The sequence below is a fragment of the Zwartia panacis genome (assembly GCF_030410395.1).
In the GTDB taxonomy this organism is placed as follows: domain Bacteria; phylum Pseudomonadota; class Gammaproteobacteria; order Burkholderiales; family Burkholderiaceae_B; genus Zwartia; species Zwartia panacis.
This window is the reverse complement of sequence record NZ_JAUHHF010000003.1, coordinates 214,994-234,471: the sequence shown is the minus strand read 5'-3', so window position 1 is coordinate 234,471 and position 19,478 is coordinate 214,994. Positions and strand designations below refer to the sequence as shown.

General features: G+C 52.4%; 19 protein-coding genes. 5 read left to right on the top strand and 14 right to left on the bottom strand.

The genetic code is table 11. From position 1 onward, the window contains the following. Positions 1–34: 34 nt before the first annotated feature. Together QWY30_RS05885 and QWY30_RS05880 are read left to right on the top strand one after the other, a co-directional pair. Positions 35–1,051, top strand: a complete 1,017-nt coding sequence (locus tag QWY30_RS05885) for a Bug family tripartite tricarboxylate transporter substrate binding protein (RefSeq protein ID WP_290239113.1) — start codon at positions 35–37, stop codon at positions 1,049–1,051. A 139-nt stretch (positions 1,052–1,190) separates the two neighbouring features. Further along, positions 1,191–2,171 (top strand): Bug family tripartite tricarboxylate transporter substrate binding protein, encoded by a 981-nt coding sequence (locus QWY30_RS05880; RefSeq protein WP_290239110.1) that lies wholly within the window; start codon positions 1,191–1,193, stop codon positions 2,169–2,171. A 72-nt stretch (positions 2,172–2,243) separates the two neighbouring features. On the opposite strand, the gene QWY30_RS05875 is transcribed toward QWY30_RS05880, so the two are convergent. The 4 genes from QWY30_RS05875 to QWY30_RS05860 are packed head-to-tail and all read right to left on the bottom strand — an operon-like array spanning position 2,244 to position 5,754. Next, on the bottom strand, positions 2,244–3,227 hold the full coding sequence (locus tag QWY30_RS05875; protein WP_290239108.1) for a Bug family tripartite tricarboxylate transporter substrate binding protein: 984 nt from the start codon (positions 3,225–3,227) through the stop codon (positions 2,244–2,246). A 39-nt stretch (positions 3,228–3,266) separates the two neighbouring features. Further along, complete coding sequence (locus QWY30_RS05870) at positions 3,267–3,779, bottom strand: hypothetical protein (RefSeq protein ID WP_290239106.1); 513 nt, start codon at positions 3,777–3,779, stop codon at positions 3,267–3,269. Between the two features lie 48 nt (positions 3,780–3,827). After that, a complete protein-coding gene (locus tag QWY30_RS05865) occupies positions 3,828–4,820 on the bottom strand; it encodes a Bug family tripartite tricarboxylate transporter substrate binding protein (RefSeq protein ID WP_290239104.1) in 993 nt (330 codons plus the stop codon). 34 nt (positions 4,821–4,854) lie between these two features. After that, complete coding sequence (locus QWY30_RS05860; protein ID WP_290239102.1) at positions 4,855–5,754, bottom strand: polysaccharide deacetylase family protein; 900 nt, start codon at positions 5,752–5,754, stop codon at positions 4,855–4,857. Between the two features lie 77 nt (positions 5,755–5,831). Between QWY30_RS05860 and QWY30_RS05855 the strand changes: the two genes are divergently transcribed. Further along, positions 5,832–6,728 carry an ABC transporter substrate-binding protein gene (locus QWY30_RS05855; protein ID WP_290239100.1) on the top strand — a complete coding sequence of 299 codons (897 nt, stop codon included), beginning with the start codon at positions 5,832–5,834 and terminating at the stop codon, positions 6,726–6,728. Positions 6,729–6,736: 8 nt separating this feature from the next. Here QWY30_RS05855 and QWY30_RS05850 read toward each other — a convergent pair whose 3' ends face one another. After that, positions 6,737–7,834, bottom strand: coding sequence for a branched-chain amino acid aminotransferase (locus QWY30_RS05850; RefSeq protein ID WP_290239098.1), 1,098 nt, complete (start codon positions 7,832–7,834; stop codon positions 6,737–6,739). Positions 7,835–7,937: 103 nt separating this feature from the next. On the opposite strand from QWY30_RS05850, the gene QWY30_RS05845 reads away from it, so the two are divergent. Then, the gene (locus QWY30_RS05845; RefSeq protein WP_290239096.1) at positions 7,938–8,900 is read left to right on the top strand and encodes a Bug family tripartite tricarboxylate transporter substrate binding protein; all 963 of its coding nucleotides are present in this window, start codon (positions 7,938–7,940) and stop codon (positions 8,898–8,900) included. Positions 8,901–8,994: 94 nt separating this feature from the next. On the opposite strand, the gene QWY30_RS05840 is transcribed toward QWY30_RS05845, so the two are convergent. The 8 genes from QWY30_RS05840 to QWY30_RS05805 form a co-directional block, all read right to left on the bottom strand. After that, complete coding sequence (locus tag QWY30_RS05840; protein WP_290239095.1) at positions 8,995–10,086, bottom strand: alpha/beta hydrolase; 1,092 nt, start codon at positions 10,084–10,086, stop codon at positions 8,995–8,997. Between the two features lie 109 nt (positions 10,087–10,195). Next, entirely contained in the window at positions 10,196–11,173 is a 978-nt protein-coding gene (locus QWY30_RS05835; protein ID WP_290239094.1) for a quinone oxidoreductase family protein, read from the bottom strand. 43 nt (positions 11,174–11,216) lie between these two features. Beyond that, positions 11,217–11,636, bottom strand: coding sequence for a type II toxin-antitoxin system death-on-curing family toxin (locus tag QWY30_RS05830; protein ID WP_290239093.1), 420 nt, complete (start codon positions 11,634–11,636; stop codon positions 11,217–11,219). Further along, positions 11,636–11,863, bottom strand: a complete 228-nt coding sequence (locus QWY30_RS05825) for an AbrB/MazE/SpoVT family DNA-binding domain-containing protein (protein ID WP_290239092.1) — start codon at positions 11,861–11,863, stop codon at positions 11,636–11,638. Before QWY30_RS05825 ends, QWY30_RS05830 begins: the two co-directional genes overlap by 1 nt. A 49-nt stretch (positions 11,864–11,912) precedes the next feature. After that, the gene (locus QWY30_RS05820) at positions 11,913–13,127 is read right to left on the bottom strand and encodes an MFS transporter (RefSeq protein WP_290239091.1); all 1,215 of its coding nucleotides are present in this window, start codon (positions 13,125–13,127) and stop codon (positions 11,913–11,915) included. Between the two features lie 7 nt (positions 13,128–13,134). Further along, positions 13,135–14,070 (bottom strand): N-carbamoyl-D-amino-acid hydrolase, encoded by a 936-nt coding sequence (locus QWY30_RS05815; protein WP_290239090.1) that lies wholly within the window; start codon positions 14,068–14,070, stop codon positions 13,135–13,137. After that, positions 14,067–15,311 carry a Zn-dependent hydrolase gene (locus QWY30_RS05810; RefSeq protein ID WP_290239087.1) on the bottom strand — a complete coding sequence of 415 codons (1,245 nt, stop codon included), beginning with the start codon at positions 15,309–15,311 and terminating at the stop codon, positions 14,067–14,069. The genes QWY30_RS05815 and QWY30_RS05810 overlap by 4 nt, the downstream gene beginning before the upstream one ends. A gap of 12 nt (positions 15,312–15,323) precedes the next feature. Beyond that, positions 15,324–16,556: a diaminopropionate ammonia-lyase gene (locus QWY30_RS05805; RefSeq protein WP_290239085.1), complete on the bottom strand. Its 1,233-nt coding sequence runs from the start codon at positions 16,554–16,556 to the stop codon at positions 15,324–15,326. Positions 16,557–16,729: 173 nt separating this feature from the next. On the opposite strand from QWY30_RS05805, the gene argE reads away from it, so the two are divergent. Continuing rightward, positions 16,730–17,911, top strand: coding sequence for an acetylornithine deacetylase (gene argE / locus QWY30_RS05800; protein WP_290239083.1), 1,182 nt, complete (start codon positions 16,730–16,732; stop codon positions 17,909–17,911). Between the two features lie 61 nt (positions 17,912–17,972). Here the strand turns inward: argE and QWY30_RS05795 are convergent, their stop codons facing one another. Beyond that, positions 17,973–19,409 carry an N-acyl-D-amino-acid deacylase family protein gene (locus QWY30_RS05795; protein WP_290239080.1) on the bottom strand — a complete coding sequence of 479 codons (1,437 nt, stop codon included), beginning with the start codon at positions 19,407–19,409 and terminating at the stop codon, positions 17,973–17,975. Positions 19,410–19,478 lie beyond the last annotated feature (69 nt).

The window sequence follows — 19,478 nt, the reverse complement described above, 5'->3', positions numbered from 1 at the left end:
AGCGACTTTTTAAATGGTTTTCAAAGGAGGAGACATGTTTCCTATTGCTATGCGAGTGAGATTCGAGGCTGCAAATTTTATTCATTCGGCTGCGACGATGCTCTTTGGATGTTGCATTTCCATGCTCACCTTTGGTGCGCTGGCGGCAGAGGTATTCCCTAACCGCCCAATCAAATTCGTTGTGCCTTATGCGGCAGGTGGCGCGACCGATACGACAGCGCGGCTGATTTCCAAAGAACTCACTGCCATACTCGGACAGCCCGTCATCGTTGAAAATAAAGCCGGGGCTGGCGGTAACATTGGTACGGACTCGGTCGCCAAGTCAGCGCCAGATGGCTACACGATGCTGCTGGCGTATACGGGACCGATGGCGATCAATCCCTCTCTTTACGATTCGCTCCCCTTCAAGCCAAAACAGGATTTCGCGCCTGTGACCCTATTGGCCCAAGCACCTCAAATCCTTGGTGTTCATCCCTCCATTCCGGTAAATACCGTGGATGAGTTGATTGCTTATGCAAAAGCGAATCCTGACAAATTATTTTTTGGTTCATCCGGCAATGGAGGCGCTGATCATCTCGCGGGTGAGCTCTTTAAAATGCGCACGGGTACCAGGATCACACACGTTCCATATAAAGGTGGCGCACCCGCCTTGGCTGACCTTGTGGCTGGACGCACGCAATTACAGTTCATGACCATATCCGCCAGTATCGGTCATATACAGTCTGGACGGATTAGACCGCTGGCAATCCTCAGCAAAGAACGTTATCCACTTTTTCCGGATGTACCGACCATTACACAAGCGGGTGTGAAAGACTATGACATCAACAATTGGTATGGTGTTGTCGTCGCGGCAGGAACGCCTCCAGATATTGTCAATAAACTCAATGTTGCGTTGATCAAGGCCTTGCGCTCAGAGGAGGTTCAGACTCGCTTCAATGGATTGGGTCTCATACCTGTTTCGAACAGTCCCGAAGAATTCAAACTTTTTATTGATAAAGAAACTGACCGCTGGGCGGAGATCATTCGGGTTTCCGGAGCTTCGTTGAAGTAGTCTTGAGTTCGTGGTCAACATTCAAAGGCTTGACATCTCAGGATCCCTGACCTAATGTGGTCGGAAGCTACTTGCATCGATAGATGATGGGATATGTTTGTTTGTGTGAGCCGGCCTATAAAAACATACGGAGAAGACAATGAAAGTGATGAATCGATTGATTAAATCGGCTCTTGTGGTGGCGCTGTCTCTATCGGCTTTACCCTTGGTCGCCTCGGCGCAAAAGTTTCCTGACAAACCAATCAAAATCCTCGTTCCGTTTCCTCCAGGCGGTGGAACCGATTTTGTCTCCCGTATCGTGGGCGCCAAATTAGGCGAATTAACAGGCTGGCAAGTCGTGGTTGAAAACAAGCCCGGCGCGGGTGGCAATCTTGCGATCGAATTCGCCTCGAAAGCGCCAGCGGATGGTTATACGCTTGTGATGGGCCAGACAGACAACATGATGTTGGGTCCCTGGCTCTTCAATAATTTGACTTACGATAGCGTCAAGAGTTTTGCGCCTGTTATTCAGGTCTCTGTGACTCCGGCAGGTATCGGCTCTTCGCCTACGTCGGGTATTAAAACTCCCCAGGATCTCGTGACCAAAGGTAAGACAAAAGAGGGCTTGCGCTGGGGAACAGCCGGACTCGGGACGCTCGGCCATATCATTGGCGAGGATTTTAAAAAGCGTGCCGATATCAATCTTCTACAGGTACCCTATAAAGGCGCCGGTCCTGCGATTGTCGATGTGATGGGTGGTCAGGTTGATGTTTATATCGGAACGCTTGCATCTTTGGCTCCGCACGCCAAGAGTGGAAAGCTTGTGGCGGTCGCAGTGTCGTCGGCTAAACGATCCTCTGAATTTCCCGATGTAAAAACTCTGGATGAGACTGTGGCCAAGGGTATGGATTTCAGTATCTGGACGGGGCTTTTCGCACCTGCCGGTACGCCACCCGCAACGATCGAGATTTTGAACAAAGAACTCAATCGGGTGTTGGCCTCACCTGATGTGATCGCAAGAATGAAAGCAGGCGGAGTGGATCCGGGAGGCGGCACTGCAGCTGCGTTTGGTGCTTTTGTGGCAAAGGATTATGCCAATTGGGGCCGGATCATCAAAGAGTCTGGTGTGAAGATTAATTAATTCAATTGATCGTTTTGCATCTCAATCATAAAAAAGCCTGCTGGAAGCAGGCTTTTTTTCGGGTCAAGGCATCTAGTTTGTGTTGAAGTTCATATCCTTGAGGATAGTGCTCCACTTCGCCGATTCGCCTTGAATAAATTTGGCGAAGTCTTGAGGCGAGGAGGGTCTTGGATCCATTCCCAAGGCAATCAGACGCTCCTTGAACTCTGGATCATTCAGAGTCTTCATGAGAGCATCGCTGAGTTTCTTTTGAATCTCGGGTGGGAGATTAGCCGGTCCAACAAGGCCATACCAAGTAGACATATCGTAGGTCGGTAGACCACCTTCGGCGATGGTGGGGATCTTGGGCGCAGCGTTTGAGCGGGTGTTCGTCGTCACGCCAAGCGCCCGCAGTTGACCTTGTTCGATCAGAGGGATTGCCGTTGGAAGATTAGGAAAGGCCAGATCGACGGTGCCGGACATAAGGTGGGGTAAAAGTGAACCAGTTCCCTTGTAGGGGATGTGCACCATATCCACTCCGGAGAGTTGTTTAAAAAGCTCCCCGGACAAGTGAACCGAAGAACCCACGCCAGAGGACGCAAAGTTGATTTTGCCTGGATTGGCTTTGCCGTAATCGATCAGATCTTTGAGTGTTTTGAACCTGGAGTTGGCGGGGATCACCAACACATTCGGACCAGCCAGTACCTGGCCGATGGGCGTGAAATCCTTCACAGGATCGTACTTCGCCTCTTTATAAATCAAAGGATTGGTGACGTGTCCGATGGAGGTGTAAAAAATCGTATAGCCATCAGGTGCGGCGCGACGCACAAAATCTGTGGCCAGGTTGGCATTGGCGCCGGGTTTATTTTCAACGATGACAGATTGACCAAGAATTTTGGTGAATGAGTTGGCAAGCTGTCTACCCACTGCGTCAGTACTGCCTCCTGGGGTGAAACCGACAATAATTTTGATGGGCTTGTTTGGATAGTCGTTCGATTGAGCGACCGCAATATTGGCTGCGCATGATGCCATCACCAGTGAGGCGAGGACGGGTAGTTTTTTTTGTAAGAAATTCATTTTTTAGTCTCCAGCAGTATGTGAAAATTTTTGATCTTTTTATCTGGTTTTGGCTCTGCAAGCTGCTTTCATATCAGGGTCGCGAATGAAGCCGCACTGACTGGAGCCGCCGCCAGTCTCGGCGCGACACATGGCTTGCAGGTCGTTATTTCGAATAAAACCGCATTGTCCAGAACCACCTCCAGTCGTGGCGCGGCAATAGGCCTGTCTGTCCGGGTCTTGAATAAATCCACATTGACCGGAAGCCCCGCTCGATGCGCTGCTTCTTTTTTGCGTACTCGCGCGACAGGCTGCCTGCTTGTCTGGGTTTCTGATAAAGCCGCACTGACTCGAGCCACCACCTGTTTCTGCGCGGCAGCGCGCCTGAAGATCGTTGTCGCGGATAAAGCCGCACTGACCTGAGCCACCACCATTGATGGCCCGACAGTAAGCCTGTTCATCAGGATTTTGTATAAACCCGCATTGGCTGGACTGGGCTTGAGCAGTGGGTGATACAAACAGTGCAAGCAACCACGCCACACACAAAAAATGACGAAAACAATCAGTTCTCATGTCGAGTGCTTAGCGTGGCTGGTCGGTGGGGACTTTTCGAGTCGAGGCTCAATTTGAAGTTGAAATTCCTGCATTTTTAATGACAACACCCCAGCGGTCATATTCACTTTTAATGTAGGCCTGAGTTTGTGCAGGTGTGCCGTAGACCATCTGAGCGCCTCCTGCCTCAAGACGTTTTTGCGCGTCTGTACCTTTGAGACCCTCGACGAGCGCTTTGTTTAAACGATCGACAACGGCTTGGGGAGTTTTAGCAGGCACCATGGGCATGTACCAAAGTGAGGAAATCATTTTGGGATAGCCGAGCTCTGTAAATGTTGGCAAATCCGGAGCCAGCGCATTACGCGTGGGGCTGACTGCAGCGATGGCGCGCAGTTTTCCACTCTTGATATGTGGCATCAATGAAGGGAAACCGTCGAACATGATGTCGACTTGACCACCCGCGACGTCCACGACAGCGGGGGCGGAACCTTTGTAGGGGACGTGCAGCATTTTGATGCCCGCTTCAGTTTGAAATAGTTCGCCAGTCAGGTGGGGCGCGCTTCCGGATCCTGCTGACGCAAAGCTCATCTTGCCGTCTTTTTGTTTGGCTAATGCGATGAGTTCTTGAAGATTGTTCACCGGCAGGTTCGCATTGACCGCGAGCACGAGTGGAAACTCTGCGATCACACCCAAAGACATAAAGTCCTTTAAAGCATCATACGAAGTCTTTGTATAAAAATGCGGACCAATTCCATGCGTTGAAATAGCGCCCTGCAGCAAGGTATAGCCATCAGCCGGTGCTTTGGCGACATAGGCTGTGGCGATCGTACCGCTCGCGCCAGCTTTGTTTTCGATCAGAACTGGCTGTCCAATCTGTTTGGAAAGCGCTTCTCCCATGGTGCGGCCGGCAAAGTCAGCGGCACCGCCAGGGGGAACCGTCACAACCAAGGTGATGGGCTTGTCTGGAAAGTTGGTTTGAGCTTGTGCAGTGAAAGAGGCGAAAGGAATCACCGCGGCACAGGCGAAGCCTGCGGCAACTTTAATGAATGTACGGGTTTGCATGGTTTTAATCCGGTAGTGATTTCGTGTGAAAATCTTATTTGAAGGTGCTGCCTGGCACAACCCCGTCAGGCAGGCTGTTAATGTGATCGTAGATTTGTCCGGGCGTCGCGAGCCAGATTTGGTCTCGATGAGCCAAAATGTGTTGCATCACTCGTCGCAATTGCCGCAGCCGATAAGGCTGTCCCAAAATGAAGCTGTGCAGCACAACACTCATGACGAGGGGGCGCTTGGCCGACTCCTCAAGCATTTCATCAAACTGATCGATCAGATTTTCACAAAATAGTTGTGCCGGGGTGCGACGCGAAACGCATTCGATTGAGTCGTTCAGATCATGGGAATAGGGGATGGCCAATAGTCGGCCGTGCTTGGTGCGAAACCAGACGGGTTGGTCATCGAGTGGCCAGTCCATCATGTATTTGAAGCCTTGTTCTTTCAGCAAGTCAGGCGAATCATAAGTCTGGGAAATATAGGGGGCTAACCATCCTTTAGGTGCCACACCTTCGTGTTTCAGGATCGTTTGAGCCGCTTCGCGGATGCAGGCACGCTCTTTTTCGAGGTTCATGTCGACTTGACGTTCAGCATTTGTCCGGCCGTGACCGACAATCTCATCTCCACGCTGACTAAAAGCCTTGATCATTTCTGGGCAGTAGTCATAGAGCTCGGTATTGACCAGTAGCGCATAAGGAAAGTTGAGATCGTTCGCAAGTTCCAGCAAGCGCCAGGCACCGACCCGATTGCCATAGTCTCGCCATGCAAAACTGCGCGAGTTGGGTTGTGGATGTGGGACAGCATAATCATTGCCGAGTCCTTCGCCAAAAGCGAAATGCTCGACATTCAGACTGAAATGAATCGCCAAGCGCTTGCCTCCCGGCCAACTGTAGTCTGGACGATCTGTAATGGCGGAGTAGTCATAACGATTATGTGATTTCAACATCTGAACCGTGCTCCCAAAAGAACTTGAAAAAGTGATGTAATCGCGTTGATAGTATCTCCAAATCCATCGGAATATCCATGAAAATCAAACTTGCTGAAAATTTCAGGGCTGTTTTTTATGCTCCCTTCTATGCTACGTACGCCTCTGGTTTATTTAAGCAAGAAGGTATTGAAATTGAGTTGATCGATTCCCCCTCTCCAGGAAGTGGGATAGCGGACATGTTGGCAGGAAGTATTGACGTGGTCTGGGGTGGGCCTTTGCGTGTGATCAAACAGCGTGATCAGGAACCAGACTCGGAGAATGCGCTGTTGTCCTTTTGTGAAGTGGTTGGCAAGGATCCGTTTTTTATCGTTGGTCGACCCGGACAATCATCATTTCGTCTGACCGATCTCGTGGGTAAAAGAATTGGAGTGGTGACGGAAGTTCCAACGCCTTGGCTATGCTTGCAACAGGATTTGCGCGACGAGGGTATTTCAATCAGCTCGCTGATCGTGAATGAGAAAAACTCAATGGGACAGAATCTTGAGGCGTTGAAGGCCGGAGAGATTGACTACGCACAATATTTCGAACCATTTGTTTCGCAGACTGTTGCCTCCGGTGCGGGGCAGGTGCTCCACGCTGCGAATAGTCGCGGCCCAACTGCCTACACGACTTTTATTTCCACAAGAAAAATCATCGCTCAGAAGCAGGCAGCGTTTGAGGCGATGATTCGGGCAATTGAAAAAATGGGTCCTTGGATTGCCCAACATTCCGGGCAAGAGCTCGCGGCGTTAATCACACCTTTTTATCCCCATGTCGCGCCCGATATTTTGGTCCAGGCAATGGAGCGCTACAAAAAAGCGGGTCTGTGGTTTTGCAAAAAAACAGTCACGCGGGTTGGATATGATCGATTGAAACTCAGTATGAGAAACGGTGGTTTTATCTCCAGCGATCCTGCCTACGAGGATTGTATTGCTGCATTTTCTCAAGAGTAGTGCGTCGATCAAACTAACCTGACCATCCATTTTCTAGTATCGGGGGCTAATCCATGCTGGATGTCAGTGAGATGTTTACGCAGACTCAATGTCACCGGGCCTGCTACCTGTGATTCGTTGCCATAGGAAAAGAGTTCGCTTTTTAATACACTGATTGGAAAAATAAGTGCTGCAGTGCCGCAGGCGAACATTTCAGTGATCTGTCCAGAGGACAGGCCATCCCGCACCTCGTTGATGCTGATGGGACGCTCTTCGACGTGGTGACCATTGGCGCGGGCCAGCTCAATGACGCTTGCTCTGGTGACGCCGGGCAAGATACTGTCGGAAAGTGAGGGTGTGACTAAAGTTCCATTTTTTTGTACGACAAAAATGTTCATTCCACCCAGTTCCTCGAGGTATTCGCCGTGTTCGGCGTCCAGAAACAGAACCTGAGGGCAGCCGTTGCGGCGCGCTTCCTTGAGTGGAGCAAGAGAGCCCGCATAGTTGCCAGCGCATTTCGCATAGCCTGTGCCGCCTCTTGCGGCTCGAGTGCGTTGCGTCGATACCCAAATAGGAACTGGCGTGACTCCGCTTGCGAAATATGGTCCCGCTGGACTGCCGATGACGTAGTAGGCGACCTGATCCGCTCCGCGGACACCCAGGAATGCTTCATTCGCGATCATGAAGGGACGAAGATAAAGACTGCTTTCTGGCGCGCTTGGTACCCAATCGCGATCGGCTTGAACAAGTTCTTTTAGGGATTGAACAAACAGTTCCTTGGGAAGCTCAGGTAATCCAAGGCGTTCGGCGCTGTTGATCAAGCGTTGTGCGTTGATTTCAGGTCTGAACGTCCAGATCGAGCCATCCGGATGCCGGTAGGCTTTCAGCCCTTCGAAAACTGCTTGCGCATAGTGCAATACGAGTGAGGCAGGATCTAAAGTAAGCGGTGCATAAGGAACGACTCGATGGTCATACCACCCTTGGTGTACATCCCAGTCTATCGCCACCATATGATCAGAATGGTGTTTTCCAAACCCTGGATTGTTGAGAATGTTCTGACGTGTCAGAATGGGGGCAGGCGATGTGGCGCGGGTGAGATGAAACTGCGCGGTCGTAGATGCTGGCATGGCGAGAGTTCGTTCCCTGTAAATTTTTCACATTCCCGGAATTTACATTGCTTCTGTTCAACGTGCAGCCCTTCAATAAAATGAACCACTCAAAGAGATGCTCATGAAATATTTTTTAATCTCTATTCTCACGGTACTTTCGACATTAACGTCCGTGTCGTTCGCCCAAGGATATCCAAATCGCCCGATCAAGTTAATCGTGCCTTTTCCGCCTGCTGGAGGGACGGATAACGTTGCCCGAGTGTTTGTTCAGGAAGTCTCGCAGCAGCTCGGTCAACCAATCGTCATTGAAAATCGGGCTGGCGCCGCAGGCATGATTGGCGCAGACCTTGCCTCGAAAGCCGAGCCTGATGGTTACACGCTTTTGATGACGACAAATAGTACGCACGTCATCGGGCCACTGCTCAACCCTAAGACACCCTATTCACCAGTGAAGAGTTTTACGCCGATCATCTACCTTGTGCACTCGCCTTCGATCATGATTGTGCCTTTGTCGTCACCTGCGAAGTCTGTGTCGGAGTTTATTGCGATGGCTAAAGCCAATCCTGGCAAACTGAATTTCGGTTCGGCGGGTATTGGCGGGATTCCTCATTTGTCCGGCGAGCGCTTTCAGGCTCTGTCTGGCACGAAGATGACTCACGTCCCATATAAAGGTACAGCACTGGCAGTGCCTGATTTGATTGCGGGGCGTCTAGATGTGATTTTTGATAGCTTTTCAGCCGGATATCCACACGTCCGTGATGGCAAAGTTCGTGCTTTAGGCGTTTCTTCCGCTGAACGTTCTCCGCTCGTACCTGAATTACCTGCGATTTCTGAACAACTTCCAGGGTTTGTATCCTTGACCTGGTTTGGCGTGCTTGGACCTGCAGGATTACCTGCCCCGATAGTTGAAAAGCTGAATGCTGCGTTTAATGTCGCAGCTAATAATCCTAAGATTCGTGAACAACTTGCCGGGATGGGTATTGACGCAGTAGGTGGGACACCCGCAGATTTCGTGAAACGTATGGCGGACGACACTGCAGCATGGTCCAAGGTAATCAAGGACGCGAATATCGTGCTTGAATAGAGAGTCGTGTTCTTGAAGGAAAAAAAGCGCCATTTTTTCAGTATGGCGCTTTTTTTGATCCTATGAATTGCGTATGAATCGAGTGTGAATTCAGTTACTTAGCTTGACCATCCTTATAGAAACGATCTACCTCATTGAATAGACTGAATCTCTCAATTTCATTCATGATTCCGTGGGTGCCTTCACCGAGTATGACGAGTTTTTTGTTTTTGGAATTTGTGAGAAGAGGGAAAAGTGTCTCGGCCATGTATGGAGGCGTATCAGCATCCCATTCGGCCAAAATCAGCAAGGTTGGGACCGTAATAAGCTTTGGGTCATAAACAGGTTTTCCAGCGCTCCAGTACAAACGGCTATCCTGCACGCTGCCATTTGGGGCACGAACATATTTTGGATTGGCATTTTTGCCGACAGGATCGCTTTCAAACGTCGCAGCGGCCCATGCCTCGAACCAAGCTTGAGGCTGTGGATTTTGACCGGGTTTAAGTCCTGTCTCTTTCCGTTTGCGCGCGGCGTCGATTGTGACTGTGCGATAGGCGCCTAACGCACCGCCCGAATCGGTCAGTGAGGCTGTTTTACGCAGCCAGACAGGGGCAAACAGAACCAGGCGATTGACTTTATCTGCATGGCGCGTCGTGTAAAGTGCAGTGATGACGGTGCCCCACGAGTGACCGACCACGTTCAGTTTATCGATTCCCCGGCGATTTCGCACCCAATCGGCTGCGGCGGCGTAATCTTTCGCGGCTGTATCAGAGTCGGCGAAAGGTTTGTTTTGGGAAGCGGGTTGATCCATGATGGCAGGGCGTGTTGATTTTCCATACCCCCGAATGTCCACCATGTACACGTCATAACCTTGCTGCGCCATGACATCCATCCATGACAACCCATCTAGACGAAGATCAAAGCCAGTTTCAGACGGATAGGTTGCACCATGCACGAAAAGCACGACATTGTCTTTGCTGAAACTTGTCGTAGATTTCAGGCGTTTGTTACGAACGTATAGGCTGATCCCTGGATCGCCGCTGGGTACCATGAACTCCTCTGTCACGATTTGTTCGTTCGCAGCGACAGAAATTTTAGGTCCGTATGAGCCAGTTTGTGTGGCGCAACCGGCGAGCGTCACCAGGGCTAGCCCGGTGATTACATAGGCAAAAAAACGGCTAATTAGAGGAATAGAAAGGGTTTGCATGATGTCTCCAGCGTGGATGTGTTGCTCCCAAGATCTATCGCCGCGGGTAGCATATTCGTTGTAAGCGTTTGACGAGCTTTAGTCAACGAGTATGGAGACCTCAAAAGACTTAAACAGGCATGCGCAACACGATCTTGCCAACGTGTTTGTTGGTTTCCATCATTTCTTTTGCTTGCTCAAGCTGGTCAAATGCGAACGCCTGATCGACGAGTGGTTTGATGCGACCATCAGCAATAGCAGGAATGACTTCGGCTTTGAATTCTGGCAAGAACTCTGCGCGTTGGGCAGGTGAGCGAAGTTTGTTGGAGACACCGAAGAGCCGCAAGCGCTTGGAATGCAGTGCGAGCAAGTCGAGCTCAGCTGACAATACGCCATCGACGTAGCCCACCATCGCGAAGCGACCTTCAAAGGCCATGCAGCGAATGCTTTCAGCAAAGACAGAACCGCCGACAGTATCAACGACGAGATTGGCGCCTTTACCTTCGGTGACCTTCATCACAGTTTCCTCGAAGCCCGAACCTCTGAGACACAGTGGGACATCTAGGCCGTGCTCCTTGAGTCGGGCGAGTTTTTCTGGCGAACCAGAGGTGCCGATGACCTTGGCGCCCATGGCTTTGGCAGTTTGCAAGGCAGCGACTCCGACGCCTGAGGACACGCCGTGAATAAGCAGCCACTCATTGGGCTGGAGTTTGCCTTGGAGAGAGAGCATGTCGTGAACGACGAGAAATGTGAGCGGGACGCTGGCAGCTTGTTCAAAGCTCAAGGTCGCGGGGATGAGCATGGCTTCGACTGCGTCCATGGCTGCGTACTCAGCAAAGGCGCCACGGCAGCGACCCATGACCTTATCGCCGACTTTAAGGCCTTTGACTTCCGATCCGAGTGCTTCGATCACACCGGCACCTTCCATGCCAATTGCGCTCGCCTGGCCACCTTTGTGCAGACCATGGCCGATGACGAATTCACCGCGATTCAAGCTGGCCGCGTGCAGCCGCACGAGCACTTGTAGTGGACCTGGTGCGGGGCGCTCAATATCACGCATCTCCAACACAGTCTTGTTGCCAACTGTTTGCATCCAATATGACTTCATTTTTTTGCCCTAGTCGTTATGATTTGATGTAAAAGTAAAAAATTTAATTTGGTTCGTGTAAAACTATTTTTTTGGTACTGATTACAGCACCTTCTATCCAGCGCCAGAGCTCATCTTCAGTCAGACTACCGTTGGCGAGAGATATGAATATTTCATAAAGTTGCTCTTGAGTTGCTTCAATCGTGCACCCATTCAGTTTTAAAAATAGTATGCAAATCACGAAAGCAGTTCGCTTGTTTCCATCGACGAAGGGATGATTTCTTGCGATGCCAAAGGCATAAGCCGCAGCTAATCGCGGCAGGTTGGCCTCACCGTTAGAGTAAACAAATAAATTTTGTGCGCGTGCAAGTGCAGAGTCCAGCAGTCCCAAGTCCCTGACTCCCTCTGAACCCCCGTGCTCCGCCAACTGTCGTTTATGAATGGCTAGGACCACTTCAGGCAAAATCCAAACAGGCGCGTGCATTATTTAGCAAGCTTCCTTAAAACATCTCGGTTGTCGCGCATGATCTGCTCGGCGGCATCCATTTGTGATGCAAAGTCAGGCCGGTAGGCTGTTAATTCAATTCCTGTGGGCGTTTCAATGGCGTAAAGGGAGTCACCTTTTTCCACCCTTAGCCTGGTTAATATCTCTTTAGGCAGGATGACACCGACTGAGTTGCCTATGTTGGTCAATTTAAGCGTGGTTGTCATGAGGAATCCTTATCGAAAGGAAATTATAACAATTGTTATAACGGCCCGGCTACTGTAATTTTCGCAAAGCAGGCACTTTCAGAATAATCCAAACCATCAGTGCGGCGGCGCAAATGCCGTAGGCGCCCAGCGCGATTTGGACGCCGAATCTTTCCGCCACGGCACCGGCGAAAAGATTGCCAAATGGCAGGCTGATGACAACACCGGTTCGTAGCCCCATGACTCGGCCGCGCATTTCTGGGGCGGTGTTGCTCAGGATTAGGGTGGCGATCAATGTCCAGGTGATGGCTTGAGCCAGGCCTGCAAAAAACACAATGCCCAAAGACAGGTAGTAAGAGTCTGAGAGGGAAAACATGAATAGAGTGGCCGGCCAGAGTAAGCCGCCTATGACCACAAACAACCCGCGACGTTTGAAGTTGCCCAAGGAGACGACCAATAATCCTGCTGTCAATGCGCCGAGTCCTGCTGTCGCGGTCAACATGCCGTAGCCAGTTGGACCCGCATCCAATACGTAGCGGGAAAACAGAGGCAGAAAGGAGTAGCGATAGGGCGCGACAAAAAAATTGAGCATGAAAGCGATCAGAAGCAGCACGAAGACAGTCTGGTGACTCCACGCATAATGAAAGCCTGCAATCAGACTTTTAAGAGGCGGTTCGTGCTTGCGGGGAGGTGCTTGCTCGATCGGATGCTTGGCATGTTTTAGACGCAGCAGTGCGCCAAGATCCAATAAATAGATGAATGCGATCAAAGCGTAGGCGCCGCTCATACCAAAAGCGGGGATCAAGAGACCGCCAAAAGCGGGTCCGATGACCACAGTCATTTCTGTCGCCACCGCATTCATCGCGACGGCATTGGTGAGATCGTCTTTGCCCACGAGGTCCGGAGTAAAGGCTTGGCGCGTCGGGTGATCGAGTGCCCACGTAAGACTGCTGATGAGTGACAGGACAATCAGATGGCCGATGCTCAATGAGTCGGTCAGCAACAGCACCAGCATGGTGAGTGTCACGCCACCGCTGATCAGTGAGGCCATGATGAGGAGCTTGCGTCGATCCATGCGGTCGGCCAGTACGCCCATCATGGGTGCGAGCAAATAGCCGGCCATTTTGCAGCCCGTGACGATCCCGACCATTAGGGGAGAGTCGGTCAACACAAGCGTCAACCAACCCACCACGACAAGATCGGCCCAGCGTGCTGTCGAGGACAGCAGCGTGGCGATCCAGAGTATCCGAAAATTTCGGTGGCGCAGAGCGCCGACTTTGAACATTAAAAAACTAAACCTCGATGATCGCGCCCTTGCGTTCGACAATCATGCCGTAAGCGTGTGGCTCTCTGTGCTTGGCGAAATTGAACACCGAGTTTTTATAAGACAAGGTCAGATCCAGATCGCAGCGCGCGATCGCCAACTCGTCACCGAGGGTGCTGCAAGCGCCGACGATCTCGCCTGATGGGGCGACGATGATGGAGTTGCCGATTTGATCGACGCCTTCTTCACAGCCGCCTTTGCCCACGCCAATAATCCAGGAGCCGTTTTGATACGCGCCTGCCTGCATCACAAGCTCGTTATGGAAATGGGAAAGGTTGTCGTGTTCAGGTGCCGGCGGATTGTGTACGGGCGTGTTGTAGCCGATCAAAATCATCTCAACACCCTGTAGACCCATCACGCGATAGGTTTCAGGCCAGCGGCGGTCATTACAGATCGCCATGCCGATAATCCCGCCAAACGCGCGGAAAACAGGAAAGCCCAGATTGCCGGTTTCGAAGTAGCGTTTCTCGAGGTGTTGAAACTGTCTCCAAGGCTCGTGCTCGGCGTGACCAGGCAAATGAATTTTGCGGTATTTGCCGACGATCGTACCTGTCTGATCGACCAGAATGGAGGTGTTGAAACGACGTGTGCGACCTTGTTCTTCTGTGAGCTCTGCATAGCCGAGATAAAAGCCGACTTTAAGTTTGCGCGCGACATCAAAAAGAGCTTGTGTCTCGGGGCCGGGCATTTGCGCCTCGAAGTACGCATCAAGTTCGGCCTGCGACTCCATGTACCAGCGCGGGAAAAATGTCGTCAGCGCAAGCTCTGGAAAAACAACCAGATCGCAGCCATGGCGCGCACCTTGCTCTAAAAGAGTGATTAGACGCGCCACCACTTCTTTGCGCGAATGCGCGCGTTGAATCGGGCCGAGCTGAGCAGCCCCGACGGTCACGATACGGGTCATGGATTGGACTCCTGGTTAGCAAGTTCGGTCAGAGTGGCGAACAAAACATTCGCGCCTGCGATGAGATCGTCAGGTTCCGTGTGTTCGGCCGGGTTATGGCTGATGCCACCCACACTCGGGACAAAAATCATGGAAGTTGGACAAATACGGGCCATCATCTGCGCATCATGTCCGGCGCCAGAGGTCATGCGCTGGTGCGAGAGGCCCAGAGCCTCGGCGTGATGTGCGATGCGGTCTGTCAGCGCGGCATCAAACACCACGGGCTCGAAACGCGCAAGGCGTCTTGACGTGATGGTGACGCCCTCTGACTCAGAGAGTGATTTCAGAAACTCATTCAGGGCTTGTTCGGCTTGTTGCAGCAGTTGTTCATCCGTGTTGCGCAGATCGACCGTGATCGTTGCACGTGCCGCGATCACGTTGATCAGGTTGGGTGTCAGCACGACATGGCCGACAGTTCCCACTTGATTCCCACCCATTTTGCGTGTGAGGTCACGCACAAAGGTCGAGATGGCACTCGCGGCGTAGCCTGCATCGTGTCGCAAGCGCATGGGTGTGGTGCCGGCGTGGTTGGACTGGCCCACGATGGTGAGCTCTTGCCAGGAGATGCCTTGTAGATTTTCAACTGCGCCGATTTTGATACCATCCGCGTCGAGCAAAGGACCTTGTTCGATATGCAGCTCGACAAACGCATGAGGCTGATGCACACCAAGCGCTGCAGTACCTTGATAGCCAATGCGTTTGAGCTCTTCGCCCAAAACAGCGCCGTCAATCGCTTTGATGGCCAATGCTTCATCTAGCGGCATGCCACCCACGTATACCAGTGAGCCCAGCATGTCCGGAGCGAAGCGTGCACCTTCTTCATTCGTGAAGATGCCGACGACGATCGATCGTTCAGTGTTCTGCCTGGCATCGTTCAAGGTCGCGACCACCTCCAGTCCTGCCAGTACGCCGTAGTTGCCATCGTAGGCGCCACCAGTGCGCACCGTATCGATGTGCGAACCGGTCATAACGGGCGCGAGCTCTGGTTGTGAGCCAGGACGCACGCCAAAAATATTACCGATAGGGTCGACAGAAATCGACATCCCGAGATCTTTCATCCATCCTACGACGAGATCCCTGCCTTGTTTGTCTTCATCGGTCAGCGCCAGACGACAACAGGCATTGGTTTCAGTGCGTCCGATCGCCGCCAGTGTCTGAAGCTGAGCGAGCAGGCGAGGGCCGTTAATGTTCATGGTCTGCATGATGGTCGCCCGCTATTGAGCTAATACTTCTTGCGCTGTCTTGCCCACCACTTCTTTGTAAATCGTCGGATCAGTATCACCTTCGCTGCCAATCAACAACACCCGAGAGTTTGAATCCAGGCCAAGTGTTTTCCAAAGAGTCGAGTTGCCTTGGGCTGCCATTAACAAGCCCAGACCTGTGCTGCCTGTTTCGCCGGAGACGATTTTTGGATCATCGGCAATGGGGTTGGCAAAGACACGCATGCCTTCGAGTGCATACTTGTCTGCGATGGTGGCGTAGCAGTTAATGCCGTTTTTCAATATATCCCAGGCGACAGGCGATACCTCGCCGCAGGCCAAACCGGCCATGACGGTATCCAGATCGCCCGTGACGACGACGGGATGACCGACCTGACCGCTTTGAAAGAAACAATCCGCACGTTCCGGTTCGATGATGACAAATTGTGGACGTTTAGCACCCCAGGCCTGCCAGAAGGTTGCGCAGACCGATGCTGCGAGCGCACCCACACCAGCCTGAACCAAGACGTGCGTAGGTGGGTGGTCGCGCAGTTCGTTCACGATTTCTCGGGACATCACACCGTAGCCATGCATCACGTCAATCGGAATGTCACGGTAGCCTTCATACGTCGTATCTGAGACCACGGTCCAGCCATGCTCTGCCGCTTGTTCAGCGGCATGGTGCACGGAGTCGTCATAATTACCCTGCACGCGAATGACCTCCGCGCCATAAAACGCGATCGCGGCACGACGGCCTTCGCTCACGGTGGCGTGTATGTAGATCACACAGCGACATCCAAATAGTTGAGCGCCCCAGGCCACCGAGCGGCCGTGATTGCCGTCAGTCGCGCAGGTGACGGTCATCTTGGAAATGATGTCGGCATATTTGCCAGACAGGATTTCCTCAGGCGAGGCGAGATGGCCGTGATGTTGGGCGGCGATATTTTTCTGGATCAGGCGAAAGACGGCATAGGCTCCGCCAAGTGCCTTAAAACTTTTGAGACCAAAGCGTGTGCTTTCGTCTTTGTAATACAGCTCGGCGATACCGAGTTTATTGGCCAGATGTGGCAAGGCGTGCAAAGTCGTGCTGGAATATCCTGGCCAGCCGGAGATTTCTTTTTCGGCGGCATCAAAGCCCAGCTTGTGCAAAATGGTCGCTCTGAATTGCCCATAATCGTCATCGGCAGCGCTTGCAACAGGGTTAGTGTAGAGCGCGACTCCATCGCCTTTCAAAATCTGGGCATTCATTGTGAACTTATCCAAAAGTGATTAATTGATTTTTTCTAGGATAGACGATCTGGAACCTTTTTTTTAATTGTGCAGAGCAGTATGACGAATCGCACTCAGACAATGGTATAAAAAAACCTTTGTTGGCGAAAACATTCGCCCTTTGGCCATTTGGCATCCCAACCGAGCAACCTATGACTTATTCACCGACCGTCCAGAAAACGATTAGCCTCCTTGAGACACTCGTGGGTTTTGACACCACCAGCCGCGAGTCCAATCTCGGTTTGATTGAGTACGTCCGAGATCATTTACAGTCCCTAGGTCTGGCTGTGCGTCTGTCCTATGATGCTGACAAGCGCAAAGCCAACCTGTTCGCAACACTTGGCGATCCCAAGGGGCGCGGTATCGTGTTGTGCGGCCACACTGACGTCGTGCCCGTGGACGGTCAGGCTTGGGATACCAATCCCTTCAAAGCCCACATTGCCGACGGCAAGATCTACGGCCGCGGCGCGGTCGACATGAAAGGCTACATCGCGGCTTCGCTGGCCATGCTGCCCGCATTCATGAACAGCAATCTCAAGCAGCCACTCAATATTGGCTTGACCTATGACGAAGAGGTGGGTTGCATCGGAGTCCAGACGCTCATCAAGGATCTCGCGCAGGCTGGCATCCATCCTGCGGGGTGCTTTGTGGGTGAACCTACCCGTATGCAGGTGATGACTGGGCACAAGGGGATGCGGGTGACGCGTTGTCGCGTACGCGGTCTCGAGGCGCATTCTTCGATGGCGCCTGAGGCGGTGAGTGCGATCGAATATGCAGCCCGTCTGATCGATAAAATCCGCAATATGGCCGTGCAGATTCAAAAGGAAGGGCCTTTTGATCCGATGTTTAAAACGCCACATAGCACCATGCAGACTGGCGTGATTCACGGTGGAACGGCGCCCAACATTGTGGCCAAGGACTGTGAGTTTATTTTTGATTGCCGCACCTTACCCCAAGGCAACTCTGACGAGCTGATTCGTCAGGTTCAGGAGTATGCCGAGTCGCTGAAAGCCGAGATGCGCAAGATCTCGGCAGAGGCCGATATTTCTTTTGAAACCATTTCTAACTCGGCACCTCTGGCAACTGACGAGAACGCGCCGATCACCTATCTGGGCACGAGTCTCGCGCGCAACAACATGTTGGGGCGCGTGTCTTTCGCGACGGATGCAGGTTGGCTCAGCCGCGCAGGGGTGCCTTGCGTTGTCGTGGGACCTGGTGACATCGCAGTGGCCCACAAACCCAACGAGTTTATCGAGATCAGCCAGCTTGAGGAATGTCTGGGCTTTATGGATCGCTTGCGCGAACGCATGACCCAGGAAATTTTGCTGGCCTGATAAGAGATCTCAGAGTCGCGTCTTTCAAACCGTGTTCAGTCAGACTGAACACGGTTTTTTTTTACGCAGCAGCTCTGCGCAAAACCTGACCCGCGCGAGCACCCGTCGAAGCGCCATTTCTCCAGCTCGCCACGCCATTGACGTAGACGCGCTGGATGCCGGCAGCAGGGCGCTTGGGGTCGGCAAAGGTCGCCAAGTCGCGCACCTCTTGGGGGTCGAACACCACCAGATCTGCGGCATAGCCCGGGGCAATGACGCCACGGTCTTTGAGACCGAATTTCGCGGCGGGCATGCCTGTCATTTTGTAGATCGCTGTTTCCAGGGAAAAAATCTTGCGATCACGGGTGTAGTGTCCCAGCACACGCGGAAAAGCGCCCCACAGGCGTGGATGCGGGAAAGTGTCGTGCGGCAAGCCATCCGAGCCGATCATGGTCTCAGGATGCGCCATGATGCGTTCAACATCACCTTCGTCCATGGAAAAATAAATCGCACCGGCAGGCTGAAGCGTCGCCAGAAACTCGGTCAGTCCCAGGCTTTGTTCTTTGAGCAGTTCGTCGACATAACGGCCGGCCGTTTCAGGCTTGGCCTTTGACCAAGCGATCAGCGTGCGCGCGGCTTGTTCGACCGCATCCTGGCGCAGCACAGTGGATGACGCGACATAAGGGTAGCAATCCATGCAGACATCGCTGTTCGCAAGGGCTTTGTCGATGAGCGCCAGTGTTTCCGTCGAGCGGCCGTGGTTGGCACGTCCGTTGACCTTGTGGTGCGAGATCACCTGTCGCACACCGAGTGCGTTGGCAATCGACATCGCCTCGGTCATGGACTCAAGAACGTGCTCAGCCTCGTTGCGGATATGCGAGGCGATCAGGGCGTTGGTGCCGCGCAATGGTTCAAACACCGCCTGGATTTCTTGCGCAGTAGCGGCCTGAGCAGGGGCGTAGTAAAGCCCGGTAGAGACCCCGACCACACCTGCATCAAGAGCCTCTTGCACCAGTTCTTGCATTTTTGCGATTTCGGCATCGTTGGCCGGACGATTCAGATCCTGCATCGTGACGGCACGCAGCGTCGTGTGTCCAGCCAAGGAGGCGACATTAATGGAAGAAGGTGTTTTTTCCAGTGCCTCGAAATATTCCTTGAATGTGCCGTAACGTTGCTCGGACTCATCCGCCACCAGATTCAGGGGAGGCACCGGATTGGTGCGTCCAAGTGGTGCAAGACTGATCCCGCAGTTACCGGTGACGACGGTGGTCGCACCTTGACTGACCTTGGGTTGCATGGAGGGGTCGGCCAGCACCAAACGATCGTCGTGCGTATGCACATCGATGAAACCTGGTGAAATTGTCTGACCATCCACGTCGACCGTTGTCGAGGCCTCAACCTGGAGGTTCGGACCGACCGCGGTGATCTTGCCGTTGCTAATTGCCACATCCGCACGATATCGGGGATTACCCGTACCATCAATGACGACGCCGTTCTTCAGGAGGAGATCACATTTCATGAGGGATAACTTGAGTGTTGTAAGTTGCACCATTATGGTACAAGTTCGGGAGTTATTCATTAAGTTCTT